The organism is Actinomadura sp. 3N407 (assembly GCF_052245875.1).
Classification (GTDB): Bacteria; Actinomycetota; Actinomycetes; order Streptosporangiales; family Streptosporangiaceae; genus Spirillospora.
Map to the genome: position 1 here is coordinate 1 of NZ_JBQQBP010000017.1, position 21,144 is coordinate 21,144.

The window sequence follows — 21,144 nt, forward strand, 5'->3', positions numbered from 1 at the left end:
CGGATCACTCCTGCACTGGACCCGCAAAATGATCGAGATCCGGCAACGCCACCCCGTCTTCGGCGTCGGCTCCTACGTCGAACTCTCCGCCTCCAACCCCTCCGTCCTCGCCTTCACCCGCGAGATCACCGAGGAGGAGAGCCCCTGGGGCGAGATGGACACGATCCTGTGCGTCAGCAACCTGTCGCGCTTCCCGCAGCCGGTCGAACTCGACATGCGGCGCTTCGAGGGCTACTCCCCCGTCGAGTGCATGGGCGGCGTCCAGTTCCCCGCCATCGGTGAGCTGCCGTACCTGATGACGCTTCCCGCGCACGGGTTCTTCTGGTTCCAGCTGATCCCCCCGGACGACGGCGACACCGTCCCGGACGTGGCCACGGGCGCGGCCCGGGGTTCGGTCCCCGGCACGGGCACCGGAAGGACCGTCTGAACGTGCTGCCACCTGAACCGGCCCTCACGCGCGACCTCGCGGAGTGGCTGCCCCGCCAGCGGTGGTTCGGCGGCAAGGACGGTCCCATCGACGCGTTGTCCATCGGCACCGCCACCGAACTGCGCACCGGCGACCCGGGCCTGCACCACCTCATCCTCGACGTCACCCAGAACGGCACCACCGACCACTACCAGCTGCTCCTCGGCGTCCGCCGCGACCTGCCGGACCGGCTCCTGCACGTCGAGATCGGCGGGATGCCCGGCGGCCCGGACGGCCCGGAGGCGCACCTGTACGACGCCGCCCACGACCCGGACCTGACCCGGATCCTCCTGGACGAACTGGCCGCCGAGGCGTCCGTCGGCCCGCTGCGGTTCCGGACCGCCGGCGGCGCCGGCATCCGGACGGACCTGACGAGCCTGCCCATCACCGCCGAGCAGAGCAACACCTCGCTGCTGTTCGGCGACGCCTACATCTGCAAGCTGTTCCGGCGGCTCAGCACCGGCGTCAACCTCGACCTGGAGGTCAACCTCGCGCTGACCCGCGGCGGCTGCGCGCACGTCCCCGCCGTCCTCGGCTGGATCGAGCTGGAGCCGGGACGGGGCGCACGGGCCGGCGGGAACGGGGAGCCGGTCACGCTCGCCCTGCTGTCGGACTACCTGCACACCGGCGCGGACGGCTGGAGCCTGGCGATCGCGAGCGTCCGGGACTGGTTCGCGCACACGCCGACGGCGGGCGACGACGAGTGGGCGGAGCTGGACGCGAGCGCCGCGGGCGGCGACTTCGCGGCCGAGGCGGAACGCCTCGGGGCCGCGACCGCCGAGGTGCACCGGGCGCTCGCGGACGCGTTCGGCGTGACGACGCTCCCGGCCGCGGAGGTGCACACCATGGCGGCGCGGATGAACGCCGAGCTGACCGGCACCTGCCGCGCCGTGCCCGGCCTGGCGCCGCACGCGAAGGCGCTCACGGCGGCGTTCCTCGACCTGGCCGCGCAGGCGAGGCCGCTGCCCGTCCAGCGCGTCCACGGCGACTACCACCTCGGCCAGGTCCTGCGCACCGAGAGCGGCTGGACGCTGCTGGACTTCGAGGGCGAGCCGGCGCGGACGCAGCACGAGCGGCGGGCGCCCGCGCATCCGCTGCGGGACGTCGCCGGGATGCTGCGCTCGTTCGAGTACGCGGCGAGGTTCCTCATCGCCAAGTCCGGCACGGTGCCGCCCGAGCCCGGGGGCCGGCTGGAGACGCGGGCGCACGCCTGGGCGGCGCGGAACAGGGCCGCGTTCTGCCGTGGCTACGCGGCCGCCGGCGGCGCCGACCCGGCGGCGCATTCGGTGCTCCTTCGCGCCTTCGAATTCGAGAAGGCGATCTACGAGGTGCGGTACGAGGCACAGAACCGGCCGGCCTGGCTGCCCGTTCCGCTCACTTCGCTGGCCCATCTGGCCACATGATCAAAGACACCAAAGAGCGCCACTAATTCCGCGTCATGATCATGCAAAATCGGCGCGCACTCCCAATTCCGTCACGATCAACGGGGTACCCGGACTCTCGGCGGGATCCTGATCACCCGCCCCGTGGAAAACCCGCGGCACATCCGGAAACGGAACGGAGAGCACAGGAATGTCCACCGCACACCGCTCACACGAGGACGACGCCGGGAACGGAGCACGCGCCGGCCATACCGGCCGCGCCCGGACGGGAGCCCGAAAACAGGGAATGCTCCGGACGGCGGTCACCGTGACGGCGACCGGGCTCGCGCTGGCGGTTCCTCTGAGTTCGCAGGCCTGGGCGGACCTCAATCCCGCCGTGCTGAAGAGCCTGCATCTGGACTCCGCCACGCTGAAGAAGGTCAAGGCGTACGACAAGTACCGGACGCGCGTGGCGGCCCAGCGTGAGAGCGCGAAGACGGCCCTCAAGTTCGCCCGCAAGCAGATCGGCAAGCCCTACCGGTGGGGCGCGGAGGGACCGGGCGGCTACGACTGCTCCGGGCTCGCGATGGCCGCGTGGCGCAAGGCGGGCGTCAAGATTCCCCGCGTCACCCACGCGCAGTACCGGAAGGTGGACCGGAAGGTGAAGCTGAAGGACCTCAAGCCCGGGGACCTCATCTTCTTCCGGGGCCGCCGACATGTCGGAATATATGTGGGTGACGGTAAGTATCTGCACGCACCGCGCAGCGGGGAGAAGGTCCGGATCGACAAGCTCACCAAGAGGCGCAGGAAACAGTTCGCCGGCGCTGTCCGGCCCGGTGCGCCCGCCTACAAGAAGTGGTCGCCGTCGGTGAAGGAACTCGTAGAAAAGATCGACAAGATGAGCGCACAGAAGAAAGCGGATCAGAAACCACCTGATAAGCAGCGGACCCCCCAGATTCCGCCACCCACCGACATGTTTCCCAAAAACGACGACCAGCCCAACACTCCCGATAACCCCCAAATGAACGCCCCCGGACACACCCCGGCGGAACAGGCGGCGCCGCCCGGAGGCCCCGCCCCCAGGCCGGATGATTCCGCGGCCCAGGGCCCGCGAAGCGACGCACCGTCGGACAAGACGAAGCCCGCCCCCCGGCCGAGGTACGAGACCGAGCAGGGCACGGCATCGCAGCAGGGGCCCTCCCGGAACCGCTCGGAGGTCCGCCCGTGGACCGAGTACGTGGGCCAAGACCCGTTCAACACCCTGACCGCACCCGGTCACACCGCGAACTGACGGATCCTCTCGTGGAGGGACGGCACGTCCTGCGGACGTTGCTCCACTTCTTCTCCAGAAGGCCCTGAACGAGAGCGTTGAGCTCGGCAGGCACGCCGGGAACGGACGAGGGCCGTTCCCGGACGTGCTTGCCGGCTGTCCAATCCGCTTCCCGTAGCTGGACCTCCGGGGCTAAGGAGCCGGATGGAGGTGGCCGTCCAGGAGCCCGTCGAAACTCAACCGGACCAGGGTCTCCCCCAGCGACGACATTTCGCGCAGTGTCTCTGTCAGGCGGGCCAGTTCCTGGAATGCGCGGCCGTAGGAGCGCTGGCGTTCGAGGGAAAGCCGGGGGATGCGGGTACGGCGCAGGTCCATGCGGCTCGACCCGGTGCCGGCGCGGGTGTGCGCGAACGTCAGGAAACCGGCGAGGAACCCCGCGTCGAGCCGCTCCCCGTCCGGGCGGTAGAGCGTGAGGTAGGGGCCGAGCGCTGCGCCGGGCTCGGTGATCACCCGGGCGGAGCCGGCGGCGGTGGCGACCACGTCACCGGGTTCGAGCATGATGAGGCCGGGACCGGCGGCGGACGTCCCGGACGGGCCCGTCCCGGCGCTCACGTCGTCGACGGTGAGGACCGGCGCGTCGCCGCCGGACGGCAGCCGGGCGGGCGCGTGGCTGATCGCGACGACCCCGGCCTTGGCCAGCTCGGACAGCGTCGTGAACGGCAGCGGCCGCCGGTCCGGCAGCAGGTCCAGGGCGGGCGGGACCGGGGTGGCGGCGGCCAGCCGGTCCAGCGCATCGGTGAAGCGGCGGCCGAACGCCTCGCCGCTCTGCCGGGGACGGTGCCGGGCCGGGCTGACGTCGACCTCGTCGTCGAGCAGGTCGATGACGGGCACGGAGAACTCGCCGTCCGGATGCCGATCCCATTCGCGCTCGGCCCGCGCGAGGTCGCCCTCGGCGTCCAGCAGCAGGACGGCGGCCGGGGGCCGCTCGCCGGGCTTCGGGCGGTGCAGGAGCCACAGGTCGGGGCCGCCGGGCGCGAGCGTCACGACGGCCCGCAGCGCGCCCGACCGCAGCAGGTTGCCGCGGACGCGGCGGCCGGGGCGGCGGCTCGCCACCGCCGACGGCATCAGCACGGCGGCGCATCCGCCGGGCCGAACGTGGGCGAGGCAGTGCTGGGCCCAGGCCAGCTCGGATTCGCCGCGCGGCGGCAGCCCGTGCTCCCAGCGCGGATCGCCGGCCAGGTCCTCGTGCCCCCACGCGCGGTCGCCGAACGGCGGGTTGCAGACGACGGCGTCGGCGACCTCGCCGGGAAATCCGTCGCGCCGCAGGGAGTCGCCGGGGACGATCTCGGCGGGCGTCCCGGCCAGCAGCAGCCGGATCGCGGTGATCCGGGCGGCGGAGGCGTTGCTGTCCTGGCCGAGCGCCAGCCGCGCACCGGGCACCGACAGCAGCAGTGTGCCGAGCCCGCACGCCGGGTCGAGGACGACGTCGCCGTCCCGGCAGGCGAGGCGCGTCATCAGCCGCGCCACGTCCCCGCGCGTGACGACGAGCCGCCGTGAGTGGGCCTGGACGTAGCGCTGGACCAGCAGGTCGAACGCCGCGGCGTGGCCGTGCTCGGCGGCGAGGTCGGCGAGCAGGCGGGGAAGGTCGGGGTCGTCGGGTTCGATGGCGGGCGGGGGCATCCTCCCGGGTGCCGGCGGGGCGTCTCCGCGGAGTTCGAGGAGGCGCAGGCCGGCCCAGCCGACGAGGTCGGCGAGCCGGAAGTCGTCACCGGACGCGCGGAGCCGCTGCCAGAGCCGGTCGGCCGCCGACACCTCGAACGGCTTGCCGTTGCGGCGCAGCCAGCTCTCGACGTCGGCGAGCGAGAACAGCGGGCTGGTCGCGGTGCCGCCGACCGGGCGCGGGAAGTCGTCGTGGCGGCGGCGCCAGTTGCTGACCGTCGCGCGCCCCACGCCCGCCAGCCGGGCGATGTCGCCGGCGGTCACACCCGGATCGCCGCTCATTCCGTCACCATACTTGATCTTTGCAACATCGATCGGCTCGAAGAATGACTGTGAACAGAGTCAATTTACCAGTTGATGACGATGCCGGCCGCGCGCCGCAGACCGCCTCACAGACCGCCTCACAGACCACGCCACAGACCACGCCACAGACCGCCTCACAGGCCGGGTCATGGGCGGCGGAGCCGGCGGCCCAGCCGGGCGAGTAGTCCGGGGTCCTGCGCGGCGGCGCCGAGCGTCATCGGCTCCTGCCGGGGGACGAGCGAGGGCGCGATGACGTCCGCGACGACGCAGGTGATGTTGTCCTGCCCGCCGGCCTCGTTGGCGAGTTCGATGAGGCGCGTGACGGCGTCCGCCGGGCTCGCCGCGCGCGCCATCGTCTCGCGGATCTCTTCCGGCGCGACGAAACCGGAGAGCCCGTCGGAGCACAGCAGGTAGCGATCGCCGGGCCGCGCGTTCTGCCGGAACACGTCGGGCTCGGCGCTGCTCCCGCTCTGCAGCGCCTTGATCAGCGCCGATCCCCGCGGATGGCGCGCGGCCTCCTCCGGGGTGAGCTGCCCTCCGTCCACGAGCGACTGGACCATCGTGTGGTCGCGGGTCAGCTGGACGAGGTCCCCGGCGCGCAGGACGTACGCGCGGGAGTCGCCTATGTGCGCCACCGCGAAGCGGACGCCGTCCCAGGCCATCGCGGTCAGGGTCGTGCCCATCCCCGCCAGTTCGGGATCCTCCCGCACCAGGTCGTCGAGCCGGTCGGCGATCTCGGCCACGCCGGCGGCGAGGTCGGCGGCGAGGTCGGCGGCCGGGTCACCGGTGAGCGGCAGGTCGACGATGATCGCGATGGCGGTCCGGCTCGCGACGTCACCGTGCGGATGGCCGCCCATCCCGTCGGCGACCGCGAGCAGCTGCGGACCGGCGAACGCCGAGTCCTCGTTCACCTTCCGCCGCTTGCCGACGTCCGTCCCGGCGGCGAACCGAAGTGCATGGTGAGCCATGCATCTCATGCAACCACGTTAAAACACAATTCACAAGCATCTAACGCAGGGATTCGGCTTGCGTCGGGTGCGCGCGACCACGCCCCGACGCCAGGACGGCGCACGCCGGGTCGAGGGCGCACGCCGGGTCGAGACGGATCATGCTACCTTCACAATGAAAACCGTTTTCATTTTCGGGAGTTCTGCAATGACCCCTGTTCAGCGTGCCCGTCTGCTCGGCGCGGGCGCCGTGCTCGCCGCCTCGGCGCTTGCGGCCGCCGCCTGCGGCTCGTCCTCCGACGCCGGCGCGGTGACCCCGGGCGGCGCCCCCGTGTCCGTCGTGACGTCGACGAACGTCTACGGCGACATCGCGCGGCAGATCGGCGGCGACAAGGTGGAGGTGACGTCGTTCATCAGCGACCCCGGGCAGGACCCGCACTCCTTCGAGGCCGGGACCCGCGCCCGCCTCGCCGTGTCCAAGGCCGCGGTCGTGGTCGAGAACGGGGGCGGCTACGACGACTTCGTGGGCACGCTGATGAAGGGTTCCGGGTCCAAGGCCGAAGTGCTCAACGCCGTCCAGGTCTCCGGGAAGACCGCGCCGGACGGCGAGGAGCCGAACGAGCACGTCTGGTACGACCTGCCGTCCACCGCGCTGCTCGCCGACCGGCTCTCCACCGCGCTCGCCAAAGCCGACCCCGACGACGCGGGAACGTACTCGGCGAACGCCGCCGCGTTCAAGACCAGGCTGAAGGCCCTCGAAGGGAAGGTGGCGGCGCTCAAGGCCGCGCACTCCGGCGACGGTGTCGCGATCACCGAGCCCGTCGCCGTCTACCTCCTTGAGGCCGCCGGGCTGCGGAACCAGACGCCCGACGAGTTCAGCGAGGCGATCGAGGAGGGCGGCGACGTGCCGCCCAGGGCGCTCCAGGAGACGCTCGCGCTGCTCACCGGCAAGAAGGTCGAGGCGCTCGTCTACAACTCGCAGACCAGCGGGCCGCAGACCGAACGGCTCAAGAAGGCCGCGGAGGACGCCGGCGTGCCCGTCGTGCCGGTCACCGAGACCCTCCCGGAGGGACGGGACTACATCACCTGGATGGACGGCAACATCGCCGCCCTCCAGAAGGCGCTGTCGTGATCTCACTGCACGGCGCCGCCGTGGCCTACGGGGACCGGACGCTGTGGCGGGGACTCGACCTCGACGTCGCGGCCGGCGAGTTCCTGGTCGTCCTCGGGCCGAACGGGTCGGGGAAGACCAGCCTGCTGAAGGTGCTGCTCGGGCTGCGGCGCCTCACCGCCGGGACCGTCACGGTGAACGGGCGCCCGCCGCGGCGCGGGAGCGACCTCATCGGGTACGTCCCGCAGCACGGGACCGTGGTCCCGCACACCCCGCTGCGCGCCCGCGACCTGGTGCGGCTCGGGATCGACGGGCACCGGTGGGGACCGCGGCGGGCCCGCCCGGAGACGCGCCGCCGCGTCGAGACCGTCCTGCGCGATGTCGGCGCCGCGCCGTTCGCGGACGTCCCGCTCGACCTGCTGTCGGGCGGCGAGCTGCAGCGCGTCCGGGTCGCCCAGGCCCTCGCCACCGGCCCGCGCATCCTGCTGTGCGACGAGCCGCTGCTGTCACTGGACGCCGAGCACCAGCGGATCGTCGCCGAGCTGGTCGACCGGCGGCGCCGCGAGCACGGCACCGCCGTCGTGTTCGTCACGCACGAGGTCGAACCCGTCCTGCCGCTGGCGGACCGCGTGCTGGACCTCGGCGGCGTGCGGGGCGGTGTGGAGGTCGGGGCCGCATGAGCTGGCACGAGGTCTGGGGCGAGATCTTCAACTTCGAGGACTACGGGGCGCTGCTCGGGCTCGTCCGCAACTCGCTCATCGCCGGGGCGGTGCTCGGGCTGGTCGGCGGGCTCGCCGGGACGTTCGTCGTCATGCGCGACCTCGCGTTCGCCGTGCACGGCATCGCCGAGCTGTCGTTCGCGGGCGCCGCGGCGGCGCTGCTGATCGGGACGAGCGTCGCGGGCGGATCGATCGCGGGCGCCCTGCTGGCCGCCGCGCTCATCGGCGTGCTCGGCGCCGGGGCGCGCGACCGGGGGTCGGTCATCGGCGTGCTGATGCCGTTCGGGCTCGGGCTCGGCGTGCTGTTCCTGTCGCTCTACAAGGGACGGTCGGCCAACAAGTTCGGCCTGCTCACCGGGCAGATCGTCGCGATCGACACCCCGCGGCTGTCCTGGCTGCTGGTGACGTCGGCGGTCGTGCTGGTGTGCCTCGCGGTCATGTGGCGTCCGCTGGCGTTCGCGAGCCTCGACCCGGACGTGGCGGCGGCGCGGGGCGTGCCGGTGCGGGCGCTGTCGCCGGTCTTCATGCTCGTGCTCGGCCTCGCGGTCGCCGTGTCGGTGCAGATCGTCGGTGCGCTGCTGGTGCTCGCGCTGCTGTGCACACCGGCCGCGGCGGCCGTGCGGGTCACCGCGTCGCCGGTCCTGGTCCCCGTGCTGAGCACCGTCTTCGCGACCGTGTCGGTGGTGGGCGGCATCCTGCTGTCGCTCGGGTCGAGCATCCCGATCAGCCCGTACGTCACGACGATCTCCTTCGCGCTTTACGGGGTGTGCCGCGCGGCCGGGGCCGTCCGGGCACGGCGCGGATGGACGGCGCGGATGGACGGCGCCCGGCCACGGCGCGGCCCGGCCCGGCACAGTCACCGCGTGAACACCGTCCCATCATGATCTCTTGGTGCCCGCCCGGCGTTCTCCGCCGGGCGGGCGACGCGCACCGGTCGGCGTTCCGGACATGCCGGACCCGTGTTCGCCAGGACATTGCGATTCGCTTACCCGCGCGTGGGCATCGCCGCGGGGCGCGGGGGCATCAACAGGGCTCTTGTGACTTTCGGGGCGATTGGGGGACGCGATGTGGGATTTCGCGGGCCGTGACACCGCTATCGACATGGGCAGCGCGACCGTGCGGATGCATCTCAAGGACCGCGGGGTCGTCTGCCGGGAACCGTCGCTGCTCGCCCGCTGCCGGCGCACCGGACGCATCCTCGCGCTCGGCGTCCCGGCGCAGGAGATGGCGGGACGCAACCCCGACGTGACCCTCATCCGGCCGGTCCGCGGCGGTGCGCCGACCGAGACCGACGCGGCCGAGTACATGATGCGGGCGCTGGTCCGCCGCCACCAGAGGCGCCACTACACGGCCCGCCCCCGGCTGGTCGTGACGGTTCCGAGCGGGCTGAGCTCCGTCCACTACCGGGCGCTGCGGTTCTCCGCCTACCAGGCCGGTGCGCGGCGCCTCACGCTCGTGCCGACGCCGATCGCCGCCGCCATCGGGATGGACATGACCTCGTCCGTCCGGTCGGAGATCACCGTCATCGCCGACATCGGCGCGGACGTCACCGACGTCGGCGTCATCGCGTTCGGCGGACTCGTCACCTCCCACACCGCGCCCATCGGCGGGTCGGCCCTGGACCGCGCGATCGTCGACCTCGTCCGGCGCGAGCACCAGGTGTCGCTGTCGCGGTCCGCCGCGGAGGCCGCGAAGGTGGAGGTCGGGGCGGTGCCGCCGCTCGGGCGGCGGCCGGTGCGGCAGACCGTGGTGCACGGCCGCGACATCGCGACGGGCATGCCGCGGGAACTCGTCCTCACCACCGTGGACGTCGGCCGGGCGATCGCCGGTTCCGTCGCCGAGATCGTCGACGCCATCCGCGCCGGCGTAAGCGGCTGCTCCCCCGAGATCTCGGGCGAGCTGCTCAGCGTCGGCGTCACCCTCACCGGCGGGTCCGCCCGGCTGCCCGGCCTGGAACGGCTGATCCGCGACCGGACGGGGCTGGCCGCGCGGATCGGGGACACCACCGGCGACGCGGCCGTCCTCGGCGCCGGCGAGGTGCTGCGCGCGGCCCGCTCGCCGGAGCCGCCCGCCCGCGACAGCTCACCGAACCCGCATCTGCTGACGACCCTGCCCGAGTTCGAATACTGATACCGGCGCTGTCCGTGGGTCGTTTCCACGGCGCGGGACGCGGCGGCACGTCACGATGGACGCATGTCCTTCGAAGGGATGCCGGGACACGACCTGATCAACGTCGTCAGGGACCTGGAACCGGTGGCGGCCGTCCGCGACCAGGAGGCCGCCGAGCGGCGGCGCGCCTACCCCGAGATCGTGGGCATGGGACCGCCGGAGTTCGGCTGCGCCGAGCAGGCCGGCGGCGTGTGGCGGATCCTGTCGCTCGGTGCGCTGGACCCCCGCGAGGCCCGGGTCGACCTGTCGGTGCATCTCCGCGGCGTCGCCGGCGACCACGAGCCGGCGGTGCGCGAGGACATGCTGCGCATCGCGGACGCGCTCGAACAGGCTGGGCTCGAACAGGCTGCGCCGGAAAGAGCAGCGCCGGAAAGAGCAGCGCCGGAAAGAGCAGGGAGCGCCGCGCCCGAGGGCGGGGCGGGCTGCAACGAGTGCGCGGCCGGGCCGCTGCGGTTCCGGATCGTCCGCGTGCTGGGCTTCGCCCGGTTCGGCGACGACGGGCCCGAGCCGGCCCGCGTCACCGACGGCGAGGACGGGCCGCTGCGCGAGTTCGCCATCGACCCCGCGGCGCCGGTCGGCCCGGCCGACGCGGCGCTCAGGCTGGAGTTGCTGGGCCTGGCGCCGGCCGAGGGCACCGTCCCGGACGAACTGCGCCGCGAGGCCGTCACCGCGATCAAGGCGCATCCGGGCGTGGTGCTCCTGCCCCCGGAGTTCACCGTCCTGGAGGACCGCGACGGCCTGTGGCGGCCGGTCACCGGCGGGATCGGCCCGCAGGACGCCCGCGACTCCCTCGCGCACTACTTCCGCGTGCTGCTGCCGAAGGCCGGACCGGAGGACTGCGGGCCGCCGCCGAGCCCCGGCGAGCTGGCCGAGTACGCGGAGGCCGCCGACCGCATCGACGCGGACGGCGGTGTCGAGTTCGTGGCGTGCGGGCGGCGGTTCCGGATCGTCCACGTCATCCGGATGATCCGGGTCGGCCCGGACGGTCCCGAACCGGCCCGCCCTTCCGACGAGGACCCCTGACCGCGCGGCATCCGCGGTCTCGGCGTGCCCCGCAATAGGATGCCGTCCCATGAGCGACGCGCCCGACCGCGAAGGTCCCGGAACCCCGCGCCTGGAAGAGGTCTCGGACGGGGTGTTCGCCTACGTCCAGCCGGACGGCACCTGGTGGATCAACAACACCGGCTTCCTCGTCGGGGAACGCGGCGTGGCCAGCGTGGACTCCTGCTCGACCGAACGCAGGACCCGCGCCTACCTGGAGTCGATCCGCTCGGTCACGGACCGGCCGGTCCGGACGCTGGTCAACACCCACCACCACGGCGACCACACGTTCGGGAACTACCTGTTCTCCGGCGCGACCGTCGTCGGCCACGAGCAGACGCGCGAGAACGCGCTGTCGTGGGGCAAGCCGTTCGACGAGCCGGTGTGGACGAAGGTGGACTGGGGCGACGTCGAGCTCGAACCGCCGTTCCTCACCTACACCGAAGGCGTGACCCTGTGGGTGGACGAGCTGCGGTGCGAGGTGCGGCACGTCGGGACGCCCGCGCACACCACCAACGACTCGATCGTGTGGATCCCGGAGCGGCGGGTGCTGTTCTGCGGCGACCTGCTGTTCAACGGCGGCACCCCGTTCCTGCTGCAGGGCTCGATCTCAGGCGCGATCAAGGTGCTGGAGGAGGTCATCGCGCCGCTGGACGCGGAGACGATCGTGCCGGGCCACGGCCCCGTCGGCGGCCCGGAGCTGATCGACCGGGTGGTCGGCTACGCCCGGTTCGTGCAGACGACGGCCGCGGCGGCGAAGCCGGCCGGGCTGACGCCGCTGGAGGCCGCCCGCGAAGCCGGTCTCGGCCCGTTCGCCGAGCTGACCGACGCCGAGCGGCTCGTCGGCAACCTGCACCGCGCCTACGCCGAGCTGGACGGGCTTGAACCCGGCGGGCAGATCGACGTGACCGCCGCCATCGGCGACATGATCGCCTTCAATGGCGGCCGTCCCCTGACCTGCCGGGCCTGAGCACGCTGACCTGCCGCGCCTGAGCACGGTGACCTGGCGGTCCAGCTCACCCATCGCGGCTCTCGCGCAACCATAGAAGAAGATGCCGGCATATCCGTAGGATCGGTAAATGGTCCACGTGGACGCCCCCCGGACATGGCGGCCGGGCGACGTCGTGCTCGACCTCTACGACGTCCTCGACGTGATCGTCAGCGGCGGCATGGGACTGGTCTACCGGGTACGGCACCGCGGCTGGGACACCGATCTGGCCATGAAGGTGCCCCGTCCCGAGCTGGTCGGGTCGGAGTGGGGGCTGCGCAGCTTCGAGGCCGAGGCCGAGACATGGGTGGGGCTCGGGCTGCACCCGCACACCGTCGGCTGCGCCTATGTGCGCCGCCTCGGACCGCTGCCGGGCGTGTTCGCCGAGTGGGTCGACGGCGGCAGCCTCGCGGACGCCGTCCACGACGGGCGGCTCTACGGCCCCGACCCGCGGCGCACCCTCGGCCGGATCATCGATGTCGCGGTCCAGTTCGCATGGGGGCTGGAGCACGCGCACCGGAGCGGGCTCGTCCACCAGGACGTGAAGCCCGCCAACGTGATGCTCACCCCGGACGGCACGGCGAAGGTCACCGACTTCGGGCTGGCCAAGGCCCGCGTCCTGGCGGGCGAGGGCGGCGAGCCGCGCGCCGACCCCGATCCGCTGGTCAGCTACGCGGGGCTGACTCCGGCGTACTGCTCGCCCGAGCAGGCGCGGGCCGCGGCGGACGGCCGGACGCCGCTGAGCCGCGCGACGGACGTGTGGTCGTGGGCGCTCAGCGTGCTGTCGATGTTCACCGCCGGCCCGCCGACCAGGATCGGCCAGGCCGGCGGCGAGGTGTTCGAGGGGTTCCTGGCGGAGGGGGCGGGCGACCCGCGGATTCCCGCGCCGCCGCTCGGCCTCGTCGACCTGCTGCGGTCGTGTTTCCGGCCGGACCCGGCGGACCGGCCGGACCGCATGGACGAGATCGCCGACGCGCTCGCCACCGTCTACGCGCAGGTCGTCGGGGACCCGTATCCGCGGGACCGGCCCGCCGCCGCCCCGCTGCTCGCGGACGGGCTGTCGAACCAGGCGCTTTCCATGCTCGACCTCGGCCACACCGAGGAGGCCGAGGCGCTGTGGGAGCGGGCGCTGCGCACGGACCCGCACAACCCGCACGCCGTGTTCAACCGCGGGCTGCACCGCTGGCGGGCGGGGCGGCTGACCGACGCGCAGCTGCTCGCCGAGCTGGAGCGGGTCCGGGCGACGCATCCCGGCGACTGGATCGGCGACCATCTGCTCGGTCTCGTCCATCTGGAGCGCGGCGCCCCCGCCGAGGCGGCGGCGCTGCTGCGGGCCGCCGCCGCGAAGGCGCCGCACGCCCCGGAGCCCGCCGCCGCCCTGAAACGCGCACAGCGGCAGGACGTCCCGCCGCCGCCCGCCGCCCTGGAGGGCCACCCCAACGCCGTCAGCGCCGTCGCGCTCGCCGGGGACGGCGCGCTGGCGGTGACCGGCGGCAGGGACGACGCGTCCCCTCCCCCGCCCGGCGCCGAAGGCGGCACCGTCCGGGCCTGGGACCTCGCCACCGGACGCTGCGTCCACGTGCTGCCGGCGCATTCCACCGGAATGGGCGGCGGCGTGAGCGCCGTCGCCGTGAGCCCCCAAGGCGGCCTCATCGCCTCGGGCGGCGCGGACCGGCTCATGTTCGTGTGGCACCTGGCCACCGGCCGCCTTCTGCACCGGATCGACGACCACGCCAGCCGGGTCGAGGCGCTGGCGTTCACCCCGGACGGCTCCCTTCTGGTGTCGGCCACCGAAGGCGGAGCCGTCCGGATCTGGGAGCCCGGCGGAGGACGCTGCGTCCGGACGTTGCAGCGGGAGCAGGACCTCGGCCGCGGCCACGGCGGGACCGTCGCGGTGACCGGCGACGGCCGGCACGTCGTCAGGTGGGAGACCACCACGATGCGCCTGCGGGCATGGGACCTCGCCACCGGAACCCTCGTGCGCTCGACACCGCTGCCGCGGGCCCGGGTGGCGTTCAGCGCGGAGGGACGCGTCGCCGTTGCCTTCACCCACGTTGCCTTCACCCACGTTGCCTCTTCCCACCAGGACCGGTCCCGGACGGAGGTGCGCGTCCTGGACGCCGTGACGGGCCGGGCGCTGATGTCCGCGGACGTCCCCGCCGGGCGTGAGACGCGGTTCACGGTCACCGGCGACGGCACGCGGGCACTGTCGCACGGGCCGGACGGCCTGCAGCTGTGGGACCTGCGCGAGGCACGCTGCCTCCGCACGCTGCCGGACAGCGCCTCCGCCGTCGGGTCTGTGGCGCTGAGCGACGATGGACGGTTCGCGCTCCACGCGTCCGGCGGCCAGGACGTCCGGGCGTGGCACCTGGCGCCCGCCGGGCCGCGCTCGCCGTGGAGCCACGCACGGCCGCGCGCGGCGGCGGAACTCACGCGCGAGGCCGGCGCCGTGGACCTCGCCCTGGCCCGCGCCCGCAGGCTCGCGGACGGCGGCCGGTGGGCGCGGGCGGCGGCGGAACTGCGGGCCGCGCGGAACGTGCCCGGCCACGAGCGGAACCGGGACCTGCTCGGCCTGTGGCGGGAGGCCGGACGGCACGGCGTCCGGACGGCACTGAGAGGGGCCTGGCAGGCGCGGGAACTGCCGGGCGACGGCCGGATGCCGGCGCGGACCCGCGCACTGGGTCCCGGCGGCGTCCTCGCGGTGACGTTCGGCGGGTCGGTCGTGCGGCTCGTCGACGTGGGGTCCGGTGAGGTCACGCACACCCTGCGGGTCGGCGGCACGTCCCTGAACGCCCTCGCCTTCACCCCGGACGGGCGGCACCTGCTGACCGGGGCCAGCGACCGGAAGGTCCGGATGTGGGACGTCGCGACCGGGGAGAACGTCCGCGTCCTCGGCGGGCACAGGGCCGAGGTCACCGCGGTGGCGGTGAGCCCCGACGGGGTGCTCGCCGCGTCGGGCGACGAACACGGCACCGTCCGGGTATGGGACCTCGCCAGAGGGCGGCGCCGGCACGTTCTGAAGGGACACAGCGGGCACATCTGGTCGTTGCGGTTCGGTCCCGGCGCCCGGACCGTCCTGGTGGGCGACTTCCGCAGCGTCGTCACACTGTGGGAACTGGACGGCGAACGCTCACACGTCCTGCCGGGGCAGGCGCCCGCCACGATGAGCACGGATGGCCGCAGGGTGGTGTCGTGCGGCCACACGGTCGGGACGCTGTGGACGGCCGACGGGACGACGGGCGAGGGGACCGGCTACGTCCGGGGACCGTCCGAGCAGCTCAGATCGATCGACGTGAGCGCGGACGGCCGCCTCGCCGTCACCGTCGGCCCGGGCGGTGCGCTGCGGGTGTGGGACCTCGACGCCGAGCGCCTCCTGCACGGCGACCTGTCGGAGTCGGCGACCTGCCTCGCGCAGAACGCCGGGGACCGGTTCGCGGTCTCCGGTGAAAGCGACGGGACGCTGCGCGTATGGGACGTCCCCGCCGGACGGTGCCTGCTCTCCCTCAAGGCGCACACCGCCGCCGTCGAATGGGTCGGGCTCGGCACCGGTTCCCACCTAGCGGTGTCGCACGGCAAAGACGGAACGATGCGCGTCTGGGAACTCGACTGGGACTACGCGTTCCCCGAGCCGACGGACTGACAGACCAGATCCGCCCGCGCGGAGGCGGGCACGGACGGAAGAACGGAGAGGACGGCCATGCTCCTCGGTTGTTCGGGCTGGGCGTGCACGCGGCTCATCTCGGTGTCCAAGGTGCCCGGCGGCAACCCCGTCGCGCGGAACGACCCCGAAGGATTCGCGATCGATTTCATGATCTGCGAAGACTGCCACAGCAACTTCTGCGACCGATGCCACCCGCCCGGGACCCGCTTCCGCCCGCCCCGGTGCACGTCCTGCGGCGGCAAGCTCATCCCCGGCAGGAAACTGGAGCAGATCAGCGGACGCGCCCTCCCGCCCGAGATCGAGCACCACCAACGCGGCGTCGAACTCGTCGAGTCCGGCCGTTTCGAGGACGCCCTGGCGGAACTCGACGCGGCCGTCCGGCTCCGACCCGGATACGCGGCGGCCCACTACTGGCGGGGCGGCGCCCTCCTCCAGATGAACCGCACCGCCGACGCCCTCGCCGCGTTCGAGACGTCGCTCCAGCACAACCCGTCCGACGTGGCGGCGCTGTTCGAGAAGGCCGGAGCCCTCAGCAGGATGGAGAGGACGGACGAGGCGCTCGCCGCCTACGACCAGGCGATCGCCGTCCAGCCCGGCTACCCGGCGCCGCGGCTCAGCCGGGCCGTCCTGTACCTCAACGGCGGCCGCGACGCGGACGCGCTGGCCGCCGCCGACCACATCATCGCCCTCATCGGCGCCGAGCGGAGCGTCGGCGGCCGCACCCACGACAACGCCGGCGCCCACAGCGTCAAGGGGGCCGCGCTCATCAGGCTGGGCCGCTACGAGGAGGCCCTCCCCGTCATCGACTACGCCATCGACAACGGCCCCGACTCCTGGAACGACCACTACAACAAGTCCTACGCCCTGGAACGCCTGGGCCGCCTCGAAGAGGCGGCCATCGCCCGCGAGATATCCGACACCCTCCGCAACGCCTAGGAGCCTGCCGAAGAAGGCGCCCCTCGACCGGGTCCCTCAATCGGCGGTGTGCATGTCCTGTTCGACGGCGTCGGCGGCCTTGCGGGCGGCGATCAGCACCGGGTCCCAGGCGGGTGAGAACGGCGGCGCGTAGCCGAGGTCGAGACCGGTCATCTCCTCGGCCGTCATCCGGTTCCACAGCGCGATGGCGAGGCCGTCGACGCGTTTGCCGGCGTTCTCCTCGCCGACGATCTGCGCGCCGAGGAGCCGGCCGGAGCGGCGCTCCACGATGAGCTTCGTCTTCATCCTGGTGGCGTCCGGGTGGTAGCCGGCGCGGGTGGTGGACTCCACGACCACGCTCAGCGTCTCGAATCCCGCGGCGGCGGCCTCGCGTTCGTTCAGGCCCGTCCGCGCGACCTCCACCTGGCAGATCTTGGAGATGGCGGTGCCGACGACGCCGGGGAACGTGGCGTAGCCGCCGCCGAGGTTGATGCCCGCGACGCGTCCCTGCTTGTTGGCGTGCGTGCCGAGCGGGATCGCGACGGGCCCGCCGGAGACGAGGTGGCGGGTCTCGACGCAGTCCCCGGCCGCCCAGACCCGTTCGGTGCGGGTGCGCATCCGGCGGTCGGTGACGATGCCGCCGGTCGGGCCGGTCTCGATCCCGGCGGCACGGGCGAGGTCGGAGCCCGGCCGCACGCCCAGCCCGAGGACGACGAGGTCGGCAGGCAGGGTGCGGCCTCCGGTGCGGACCCCCGTGACGTGCCCGTCCGGGGACGTGTCGAAGCCCTCGACCGGCTCCCCGAGGTGCAGCTTCACGCCGATGCCGCGCATCGCGTCCGCGATGATCGCGCCCATGTCCGCGTCGAGGGTCCGCATCGGCTGGTCGGCGAGGTCCACGAGGGTCACCTCCAGCCCCCGCATCACCATCGCCTCGGCCATCTCCAGGCCGATGTAGCCGCCGCCCACCACGACGGCGCGGCGCGCCTTCTCCTGCTCGACGGCCTGCCGGATGGCGATCCCGTCACCGAGGATCTGGACGCCGTGCACGCCCTTCGCGTCCGCCCCGGGCAGCCGCGGCCGCACCGGGACCGCGCCCGTCGCGACCATGAGGTCGTCGTAGGACTCCCAGCGCTCCCCGCCGCCCTCCACGTCGCGGACGCGGACGCGGCCGCCGTCCACGTCGATCTCGACGGCCTCGGTGCGCAGCCGCAGATCGATGTCGCGGTCGCGGAACTGGGCGGGCGTGCGGGCGATGAGCTTGTCGAGATCGTCGACCACACCGCCCACGAAGTACGGGATGCCGCACGCCGAATACGACACATGGTGCCCGCGCTCGACGACGAGGATGTCCAGGTCGTCCGCCGCTCGCCGCCTGCGGGCCTGGGACGCGGCGCTCATCCCCGCCGCGTCGCCCCCGATCACGAGCAGCCGTTCACGTGCGGCCATGCCGGTCGCCTCCTGCAGTGTCGTGTTGCTCAGATGCCGTGTTTGCTCAGATGCCGTGTTTGCTCAGATCCCGTGTTTGCTCAGATCCCGTGTTGACAGATCCGTGTTGGTCAGATCCCGTGTGCTCAGATCCCGTACACGCGGCGGGCGTTGCCTGATGCGATCAGCCCGGCGACGCGTCCGGCGTCCCGGGCCGTCCAGGCGCCGTCCTCCACTCCCCCGGCGAGCAGCCCCGCCAGTCCGCGGCGGAACAGCAGCGCGCCCAAGTGGTAAAGCTCGGCGAGCCCGAACGCGTCCGACGAGTAAAGCACCTTTCCGAACGGCGCCAGCTCAAGCAACTCGGCGATCAGCGCGGGCGCCCGGTGCCCCAGGTTGTGGGTGGCCAGACCGGCGTCGACGTACACGTTCGGGAGCACCTGCGCGAGGTAGCCGGCGTGCCGGTGGAACGGGTAGTTGTGCAGGAGCATCGCGGGGACGGGGTCCATGGCGCGGAGCAGCTCGATGAGCAGCAGCGGGTCGCCGCGGCGCAGGTCGGCGTCCACGTCCCCGTAACCGACGTGGAACTGCACCGGCAGCCCGGCGTCGACCGCGCACCAGACGAGGAACCGGTGCATGACCTCGTCGCACACCCGCGGCCGCTCCCGCCCCATGAGCCGCCCGGCCGCCGCCGTCACCTCCGCGGCGGACGGCCGCTCACCCGACAGCTCCAGCCCGGCACGGTACGCGGCGATGGACTTGGCGCCCACGGCGTCCCGTCCGCTGATCCGGGAGCGCACCTCGTCCGCGAACCGCGCCGCGTCGACGCCGTCTCCCGCGACCTGCTCGGCGACGGTCTCCAGCCGCACGATCTCGTGGGCCGCCGCCCCGGCGAGACGTCCCAGATCCGGGGGATCCAGCATCGCCCGCGGCGTGTACCCGGTGTCCACGCACAGCGCGTCCAGCCCGGCCCCCTCCAGGAATCGCCGGCCGACCTCGGCGGCGCCCAGCTCCGCGCGGCGGGCGAGATAGGCGTCCGGCTCCGCATGGGCCTCCAGGTCCAGGACGGGCGGGCACCAGCGCCGCAGCGCGAAACCGACCTGCGTGTCGAACATGCTCACGCCCGGCGGGCCCGGCGTCTCCGCCTCCGTGAGCATCTCCTCGAACTCCGCGCGGCCGAGGTCGCGGCCGAGGACGCCGTGGCAGTGGTGGTCGACCAGCGGCAGCGACTCCAGGTACTCCAGCACCGCATCCGCCTCCTCCTGAAACAGGTCTCCGATCTTCCTACGATGCCCTTACGTACACCGCCATTCTCGCCACTCCGATCGGGAGCCAGCACCGTGGAACAGATTCCCGAACGCGTCACCGCCGGGCAGACGCTGAACGCGCACGCACGCGCACGGCTCGGTGCCCGTGCCGCCGAGACGGCGCGGCGGCTGACCGGGCAGGGCATCGTCGCCGTCGCGCTGACGTGGGTGGACATCAGCGGGATCACGCGCACGAAGACGGTCCCGGTGGAACGGCTGGAGCACGCCGCGGCGTGGGGCGTCGGGATGTCCCCGGTGTTCGACGTGTTCCTGCTGGACGACTCGATCGTGTCCGGGCGGCACATCGGCGGCCCGGTCGGGGACCTGCGCCTCCACCCGGACCTGGACCGTCTCGTCCCGATGGCGGCGCTGCCGGGCTGGGCGCACGCGCCGGCGCACCGGTACGCGCAGGACGGAACCGTCCATCCGCTGGACACGCGGGCCGTGCTGCGCCGCGAAACGGACCGGCTCGCGGGGCACGGATGGTCGGTGAAGGCGGCGTTCGAAATCGAATGGGCAGTGTCCAACAAGAACGGATCCAACAAGAACGAGGCCAACAAGAACGGGTCGGAGGGGGAAGGGGACGGTTTCTTCCCCGCCTGCCGTGGGCCCGCGTACGGGATGACGAGGGTCACCGAGCTGGCCGGCTACCTGCGGGACGTCCTCACGGCGCTGAGGGAGACAGGCGTCACGGTCGTCCAGCTGCATCCGGAGTACGCGGCCGGGCAGTACGAGGTGTCGGTGGCCGCCGAGGACCCGATCGGCGCGGCCGACACCGCGGTCGTGGTCAGGGAGACGATCCGGGCGGTGTCGATGGAGCACGGCCTGGCCGCCTCGTTCTCCCCGAAGGTCGAGGCGGACTCGGTCGGCAATGGAGCCCACGTCCACCTCAGCCTGTGGCGGGCGAACGCGGACGGTCCGTCGAACGCGATGGCGGGCGGTGACGGCCCCTGCGGGATGACGGCCGCCGGGGAGGCGTTCACCGCCGGGATCCTGCACCGGCTGCCCGCGCTGCTGGCCGTCGGGGCGCCGACGGTGGCCAGTTACCTGCGGCTGATCCCGTCGCACTGGGCGGGCGCGTTCGCCTGCTGGGGGCTGGAGAACCGGGAGGCGGCGCTGCGGTTCGTCACCGGCGCCGACGGCGAGCGGGCCACCGCGGCGAACGTGGAGGTCAAGTGCGTGGACGCCGCCGCCAACCCGTACCTGCTGCTGGCGGCGCTGCTGGCCGCCGGGCGGGACGGGCTCGACGCCGACCGCGGGCTGCCGGAGCCGGTCGGCGTGGACCCGGCCGGGTTCGCGGCGGACGAGCGCGCCGCCCGGGGAATCGACCCGCTGCCGTCGTCGCTGGCCGAGTCGGTCGCGGCGTTCGAGGCCGACACCGTCCTGCGGGACGCGCTCGGCGAGGCCGTCACCGACACCGTGTCGGCCGTCCGGCGCGGCGAGATCGACCTGCTGGACGGCGCGACGCCGCAGCGGGTCGCCGCCGTCACCCGCTGGCGCCACTAGGACCGGTCCGGTGAAGGGACGTCACCGCACCGGGCGGCCACGACCGTGCCGGACTCGAACCGCTGCACGCGGACCTGCACCTCGCCGCAGGCGCAGCGGGTATAGCTCACCACACCCTCCGACGTCAGATGGCGCGAGAGCACCTCGTACACCTGCGACTCGGGCCAGCCACAGCGTGGGCATTCCTCCACCGCGCATCCCCATGGAAGTGTGAGTTTCAATCTGTAAGGGTTATAACT

The 21,144-nt window shown here is 73.2% G+C and carries 17 protein-coding genes; 12 read left to right on the forward strand and 5 right to left on the reverse strand.

Annotation, left to right across the window (positions count from 1 at the left end):
* The 3 genes from ACTWPP_RS33730 to ACTWPP_RS33740 all read left to right on the forward strand — a co-directional run.
* Positions 1–427 (forward strand): alpha-glucosidase C-terminal domain-containing protein (locus ACTWPP_RS33730; protein WP_443108449.1); only part of this gene is annotated, 427 nt, incomplete at its 5' end.
* Positions 428–429: 2 nt separating this feature from the next.
* Positions 430–1,869, forward strand: a complete 1,440-nt coding sequence (locus tag ACTWPP_RS33735) for a maltokinase N-terminal cap-like domain-containing protein (RefSeq protein ID WP_443108450.1) — start codon at positions 430–432, stop codon at positions 1,867–1,869.
* 169 nt (positions 1,870–2,038) lie between these two features.
* Positions 2,039–3,118, forward strand: coding sequence for a C40 family peptidase (locus ACTWPP_RS33740; protein WP_443108451.1), 1,080 nt, complete (start codon positions 2,039–2,041; stop codon positions 3,116–3,118).
* A 171-nt stretch (positions 3,119–3,289) separates the two neighbouring features.
* Here ACTWPP_RS33740 and ACTWPP_RS33745 read toward each other — a convergent pair whose 3' ends face one another.
* Positions 3,290–5,098 (reverse strand): N-6 DNA methylase, encoded by a 1,809-nt coding sequence (locus ACTWPP_RS33745; RefSeq protein ID WP_443108452.1) that lies wholly within the window; start codon positions 5,096–5,098, stop codon positions 3,290–3,292.
* Between the two features lie 167 nt (positions 5,099–5,265).
* Complete coding sequence (locus ACTWPP_RS33750) at positions 5,266–6,087, reverse strand: PP2C family protein-serine/threonine phosphatase (protein ID WP_443108453.1); 822 nt, start codon at positions 6,085–6,087, stop codon at positions 5,266–5,268.
* A 187-nt stretch (positions 6,088–6,274) separates the two neighbouring features.
* Here ACTWPP_RS33750 and ACTWPP_RS33755 point away from each other — a divergent pair, with 187 nt between their 5' ends.
* The 8 genes from ACTWPP_RS33755 (at position 6,275) to ACTWPP_RS33790 (ending at position 16,691) form a co-directional block, all read left to right on the forward strand.
* Positions 6,275–7,198: a metal ABC transporter solute-binding protein, Zn/Mn family gene (locus tag ACTWPP_RS33755; protein ID WP_443108454.1), complete on the forward strand. Its 924-nt coding sequence runs from the start codon at positions 6,275–6,277 to the stop codon at positions 7,196–7,198.
* Positions 7,195–7,857 (forward strand): metal ABC transporter ATP-binding protein, encoded by a 663-nt coding sequence (locus tag ACTWPP_RS33760; protein WP_443108455.1) that lies wholly within the window; start codon positions 7,195–7,197, stop codon positions 7,855–7,857. The genes ACTWPP_RS33755 and ACTWPP_RS33760 overlap by 4 nt, the downstream gene beginning before the upstream one ends.
* Positions 7,854–8,780, forward strand: a complete 927-nt coding sequence (locus tag ACTWPP_RS33765; RefSeq protein ID WP_443108456.1) for a metal ABC transporter permease — start codon at positions 7,854–7,856, stop codon at positions 8,778–8,780. The genes ACTWPP_RS33760 and ACTWPP_RS33765 overlap by 4 nt, the downstream gene beginning before the upstream one ends.
* A 181-nt stretch (positions 8,781–8,961) precedes the next feature.
* Entirely contained in the window at positions 8,962–10,026 is a 1,065-nt protein-coding gene (locus tag ACTWPP_RS33770) for a rod shape-determining protein (RefSeq protein ID WP_443108457.1), read from the forward strand.
* 63 nt (positions 10,027–10,089) lie between these two features.
* Positions 10,090–11,088 (forward strand): DUF5954 family protein, encoded by a 999-nt coding sequence (locus ACTWPP_RS33775; RefSeq protein WP_443108458.1) that lies wholly within the window; start codon positions 10,090–10,092, stop codon positions 11,086–11,088.
* Positions 11,089–11,137: 49 nt separating this feature from the next.
* Positions 11,138–12,076 carry an MBL fold metallo-hydrolase gene (locus ACTWPP_RS33780; RefSeq protein WP_443108459.1) on the forward strand — a complete coding sequence of 313 codons (939 nt, stop codon included), beginning with the start codon at positions 11,138–11,140 and terminating at the stop codon, positions 12,074–12,076.
* Positions 12,077–12,185: 109 nt separating this feature from the next.
* Complete coding sequence (locus ACTWPP_RS33785; protein ID WP_443108460.1) at positions 12,186–15,734, forward strand: protein kinase domain-containing protein; 3,549 nt, start codon at positions 12,186–12,188, stop codon at positions 15,732–15,734.
* 57 nt (positions 15,735–15,791) lie between these two features.
* Complete coding sequence (locus tag ACTWPP_RS33790; RefSeq protein WP_443108461.1) at positions 15,792–16,691, forward strand: tetratricopeptide repeat protein; 900 nt, start codon at positions 15,792–15,794, stop codon at positions 16,689–16,691.
* A gap of 36 nt (positions 16,692–16,727) precedes the next feature.
* Here the strand turns inward: ACTWPP_RS33790 and ACTWPP_RS33795 are convergent, their stop codons facing one another.
* Both ACTWPP_RS33795 and ACTWPP_RS33800 read right to left on the reverse strand, forming a co-directional pair.
* Positions 16,728–18,116 carry an FAD-dependent oxidoreductase gene (locus tag ACTWPP_RS33795; protein WP_443108462.1) on the reverse strand — a complete coding sequence of 463 codons (1,389 nt, stop codon included), beginning with the start codon at positions 18,114–18,116 and terminating at the stop codon, positions 16,728–16,730.
* Positions 18,117–18,241: 125 nt separating this feature from the next.
* Positions 18,242–19,339 (reverse strand): amidohydrolase family protein, encoded by a 1,098-nt coding sequence (locus ACTWPP_RS33800; protein ID WP_443108463.1) that lies wholly within the window; start codon positions 19,337–19,339, stop codon positions 18,242–18,244.
* Positions 19,340–19,432: 93 nt separating this feature from the next.
* On the opposite strand from ACTWPP_RS33800, the gene ACTWPP_RS33805 reads away from it, so the two are divergent.
* Positions 19,433–20,905, forward strand: coding sequence for a hypothetical protein (locus ACTWPP_RS33805; RefSeq protein WP_443108464.1), 1,473 nt, complete (start codon positions 19,433–19,435; stop codon positions 20,903–20,905).
* Here ACTWPP_RS33805 and ACTWPP_RS33810 read toward each other — a convergent pair.
* Positions 20,902–21,048, reverse strand: coding sequence for a hypothetical protein (locus tag ACTWPP_RS33810; RefSeq protein WP_443108465.1), 147 nt, complete (start codon positions 21,046–21,048; stop codon positions 20,902–20,904). The two genes, ACTWPP_RS33805 and ACTWPP_RS33810, sit on opposite strands and share 4 nt — an antisense overlap.
* Positions 21,049–21,144 lie beyond the last annotated feature (96 nt).

What these genes read in the sequence shown, in the direction of transcription:
- ACTWPP_RS33740 (WP_443108451.1), top strand. Translation starts at nt 2,039, where the DNA reads ATGTCCACCGCACACCGCTCACACGAGGACGACGCCGGGAACGGAGCA.
- ACTWPP_RS33745 (WP_443108452.1), bottom strand. Translation starts at nt 5,098, where the DNA reads ATGAGCGGCGATCCGGGTGTGACCGCCGGCGACATCGCCCGGCTGGCG.
- ACTWPP_RS33750 (WP_443108453.1), bottom strand. Translation starts at nt 6,087, where the DNA reads ATGGCTCACCATGCACTTCGGTTCGCCGCCGGGACGGACGTCGGCAAG.
- ACTWPP_RS33755 (WP_443108454.1), top strand. Translation starts at nt 6,275, where the DNA reads ATGACCCCTGTTCAGCGTGCCCGTCTGCTCGGCGCGGGCGCCGTGCTC.
- ACTWPP_RS33765 (WP_443108456.1), top strand. Translation starts at nt 7,854, where the DNA reads ATGAGCTGGCACGAGGTCTGGGGCGAGATCTTCAACTTCGAGGACTAC.
- ACTWPP_RS33770 (WP_443108457.1), top strand. Translation starts at nt 8,962, where the DNA reads ATGTGGGATTTCGCGGGCCGTGACACCGCTATCGACATGGGCAGCGCG.
- ACTWPP_RS33775 (WP_443108458.1), top strand. Translation starts at nt 10,090, where the DNA reads ATGTCCTTCGAAGGGATGCCGGGACACGACCTGATCAACGTCGTCAGG.
- ACTWPP_RS33780 (WP_443108459.1), top strand. Translation starts at nt 11,138, where the DNA reads ATGAGCGACGCGCCCGACCGCGAAGGTCCCGGAACCCCGCGCCTGGAA.
- ACTWPP_RS33785 (WP_443108460.1), top strand. Translation starts at nt 12,186, where the DNA reads ATGGTCCACGTGGACGCCCCCCGGACATGGCGGCCGGGCGACGTCGTG.
- ACTWPP_RS33790 (WP_443108461.1), top strand. Translation starts at nt 15,792, where the DNA reads ATGCTCCTCGGTTGTTCGGGCTGGGCGTGCACGCGGCTCATCTCGGTG.
- ACTWPP_RS33795 (WP_443108462.1), bottom strand. Translation starts at nt 18,116, where the DNA reads ATGGCCGCACGTGAACGGCTGCTCGTGATCGGGGGCGACGCGGCGGGG.